The sequence below is a fragment of the Amycolatopsis sp. NPDC088138 genome, assembly GCF_044741685.1.
Taxonomy (GTDB): Bacteria; Actinomycetota; Actinomycetes; order Mycobacteriales; family Pseudonocardiaceae; genus Amycolatopsis.
The window spans coordinates 1-2,584 of sequence record NZ_JBIUTB010000015.1 but is presented as its reverse complement, the minus strand read 5'-3'; the positions used below and the strand labels follow the sequence as shown (position 1 = coordinate 2,584).

2 rRNA genes are annotated in these 2,584 nt (G+C 55.4%); both read right to left on the bottom strand.

The features are described 5' to 3' along the window. Window position 1: 1 nt before the first annotated feature. A 5S ribosomal RNA gene (rrf, locus tag ACIOD2_RS50305) occupies window positions 2–118 on the bottom strand. Between the two features lie 80 nt (window positions 119–198). Continuing rightward, window positions 199–2,584, bottom strand: a 23S ribosomal RNA gene (locus ACIOD2_RS50300); the annotation flags it as partial.

The following is a 2,584-nucleotide window of genomic DNA, read 5'->3' as shown; positions in this document are numbered from 1 at the left end:
AGTTCGGCGGTGTCCTACTCTCCCACAACCCTTCGGTTGCAGTACCATCGGCGCTGTCAAGCTTAGCTTCCGGGTTCGGAATGGGACCGGGCGTTTCCCTGACGCTAAAACCACCGAAACACTATCAAACAACCACACCCCCAACAATCGAGGGTCGTGTGGTGTTTCAGAACCGTAGAGTGGATGCGTAACATCTTTGTGGACAAGTCCTCGGCCTATTAGTACCAGTCAACTCGACAACACATTACTGTGCTTCCATATCTGGCCTATCAACCCAATGGTCTCTTGGGGGCCTTAACCCACAAAGGGTGGGATACCTCATCTTGGAACAGGCTTCCCGCTTAGATGCCTTCAGCGGTTATCCCTTCCGAACGTGGCCAACCAGCCATGCCCTTGGCAGAACAACTGGCACACCAGAGGTTCGTCCGTCCCGGTCCTCTCGTACTAGGGACAGCCTTCCTCAAGTATCCTACGCGCGCGGCGGATAGGGACCGAACTGTCTCACGACGTTCTAAACCCAGCTCGCGTGCCGCTTTAATGGGCGAACAGCCCAACCCTTGGGACCTACTCCGGCCCCAGGATGCGACGAGCCGACATCGAGGTGCCAAACCATGCCGTCGATATGGACTCTTGGGCAAGATCAGCCTGTTATCCCCGGGGTACCTTTTATCCGTTGAGCGACACCCCTTCCACCAGGTGGTGCCGGATCACTAGTCCCGACTTTCGTCCCTGCTCGACATGTCTGTCTCACAGTCAAGCTCCCTTGTGCACTTGCACTCAACACCTGATTGCCAACCAGGCTGAGGGAACCTTTGGGCGCCTCCGTTACTCTTTAGGAGGCAACCGCCCCAGTTAAACTACCCATCAGGCACTGTCCCTGAACCAGATCATGGTCCGAGGTTCAGATTCCCAATTCGACCAGAGTGGTATTTCAACAACGACTCCACAGTAACTAGCGTCACCGCTTCACAGTCTCCCACCTATCCTACACAAGCCGAACCGAAAACCAATACCAAACTATAGTAAAGGTCCCGGGGTCTTTCCGTCCTGCCGCGCGTAACGAGCATCTTTACTCGTAGTGCAATTTCGCCGGGCCTGTGGTTGAGACAGCCGGAAAGTCGTTACGCCATTCGTGCAGGTCGGAACTTACCCGACAAGGAATTTCGCTACCTTAGGATGGTTATAGTTACCACCGCCGTTTACTGGCGCTTAAATTCTCAGCTTCACCCCCGAAGGGATTAACCGGTCCTCTTAACGTTCCAGCACCGGGCAGGCGTCAGTCCATATACATCGTCTTGCGACTTCGCATGGACCTGTGTTTTTAGTAAACAGTCGCTTTCCGCTGGTCTCTGCGGCCACCCACCCCTAGCCTGTAAAAAGCTTCAGGATGTTTGGCCCCCCTTCTCCCGAAGTTACGGGGGCATTTTGCCGAGTTCCTTAACCACAGTTCACCCGATCGCCTTGGTATTCTCTACCTGACCACCTGTGTTGGTTTGGGGTACGGGCCGTGCATGCACTCACTAGAGGCTTTTCTCGGCAGCATAGGATCACTCTACTTCGCCTCAAACGGCTACGCATCACGTCTCAGAGTATATAAAGCACGGATTTGCCTATGCTTTCTCCTACACGCTTACACCAGGACAACCATCGCCTGGCGGAGCTACCTTCCTGCGTCACCCCATCGCTTGACTACTACGAAATCAGGTCCCACGCTCCACAATGCCAACTAGGCCCGAAGGCTTCGCCGGCACGCTTTGGGTGGTTAGTATCAAACGCCTCGTCATGGGCGCACATGCTCGGGTACGGGAATATCAACCCGTTGTCCATCGACTACGCCTGTCGGCCTCGCCTTAGGTCCCGACTTACCCTGGGCGGATTAGCCTGGCCCAGGAACCCTTGGTCATCCGGCGGCAGAGTTTCTCACTCTGCATTCGCTACTCATGCCTGCATTCTCACTCCCACACCCTCCACCGCTAGCTTCCGCCACGGCTTCCCTGGATGCAGGACGCTCCCCTACCCATCAACACGACTACACAAGGACTTCAAGAGCCCAAGTGGATCTATTGTGTCAATGACACAGCTTCGGCGGTGTGCTTAAGCCCCGCTACATTGTCGGCGCAGGACCACTTGACCAGTGAGCTATTACGCACTCTTTCAAGGGTGGCTGCTTCTAAGCCAACCTCCTGGTTGTCTGGGCAATCCCACATCCTTTCCCACTGAGCACACACTTAGGGGCCTTAGCTGGTGTTCTGGGCTGTTTCCCTCTCGACGACGAAGCTTATCCCCCGCCGTCTCACTGCCGCACTCTCACACCACGGTATTCGGAGTTTGGTTGATTTCGGTAACCCGGTAAGGCCCCTAGACCATCCAGTAGCTCTACCCCCGTGGTGAAACATACGACGCTGCACCTAAATGCATTTCGGGGAGAACCAGCTATCACGGAGTTTGATTGGCCTTTCACCCCTACCCACAGCTCATCCCCTCAGTTTTCAACCTAAGTGGGTTCGGGCCTCCACGACGTCTTACCGTCGCTTCACCCTGGCCATGGGTAGATCACTCCGCTTCGGGTCTAGACCACGCGACT